The sequence below is a fragment of the Hymenobacter sp. FMD4 genome, from assembly GCF_058932745.1.
The window spans coordinates 1-1243 of sequence record NZ_JBZYWH010000052.1; the positions used below are offsets into that span (position 1 = coordinate 1).

Below are 1243 nucleotides of genomic sequence, written 5' to 3' on the forward strand. Positions count from 1 at the left end.
CTATGTGGCAACCCGCTGTACCGTCCATTGTAGCACGTGTGTAGCCCTAGGCGTAAGGGCCATGATGACCTGACGTCGTCCCCGCCTTCCTCGCTGCTTGCGCAGGCAGTCTGTCTAGAGTCCCCGGCTTGACCCGCTGGCAACTAAACATAGGGGTTGCGCTCGTTGCGGGACTTAACCCAACACCTCACGGCACGAGCTGACGACGGCCATGCAGCACCTTGCTTTGTGTCCCGAAGGAAAGGTCCATCTCTGGACCGGTCACGCGCATTCTAGCCTAGGTAAGGTTCCTCGCGTATCATCGAATTAAACCACATGCTCCACCACTTGTGCGGGCCCCCGTCAATTCCTTTGAGTTTCACCGTTGCCGGCGTACTCCCCAGGTGGGATACTTAACGCTTTCGCTAAGCCGCGGACTGTATGTCGCCCACAGCGAGTATCCATCGTTTACGGCGTGGACTACCAGGGTATCTAATCCTGTTTGCTCCCCACGCTTTCGTGCCTCAGCGTCAGTACCAGCCTAGTCAGCTGCCTACGCAATCGGGGTTCTGGATGGTATCTATGCATTTCACCGCTACACCATCCATTCCGCCAACCTCGTCTGGACTCAAGCCCCGTAGTATCCATGGCAGTTCTCTTGTTAAGCAAGAGGCTTTCACCACGGACTTGCGGGGCCGCCTACGCACCCTTTAAACCCAATAAATCCGGACAACGCTTGCACCCTCCGTATTACCGCGGCTGCTGGCACGGAGTTAGCCGGTGCTTATTCAATCGGTACCGTCGGTTTCCCCCGCAGGGGCTTTTTCTTCCCGATCAAAAGCCGTTTACAACCCAGAAGGCCTTCATCCGGCACGCGGCATGGCTGGGTCAGAGTCTCCTCCATTGCCCAATATTCCCTACTGCTGCCTCCCGTAGGAGTCTGGCCCGTATCTCAGTGCCAGTGTGGGGGATCGGCCTCTCAGCTCCCCTAGCCATCGTCGCCTTGGTGGGCCCTTACCCCGCCAACTAGCTAATGGCACGCAGGCTCATCTACTTCCGAAATTCTTTAACCACCACCCGATGCCGGGTTGTGGTCTCATGCGGTATTAATCCACCTTTCGGCGGGCTATCCCCCAGAAGTAGGCAGATTGCCTACGCGTTACGCACCCGTGCGCCACTGGGGCATTGCTGCCCCCGTTCGACTTGCATGTATTAGGCCTGCCGCTAGCGTTCATCCTGAGCCAGGATCAAACTCTCCATTGTA

General features: G+C 57.3%; 1 rRNA gene. It reads right to left on the minus strand.

Features of this window, described 5'->3' with window-relative positions:
- Positions 1–1242 (minus strand): 16S ribosomal RNA (locus AC5FXY_RS22310); the annotation flags it as partial.
- Between the last annotated feature and the right edge of the window lies 1 nt (position 1243).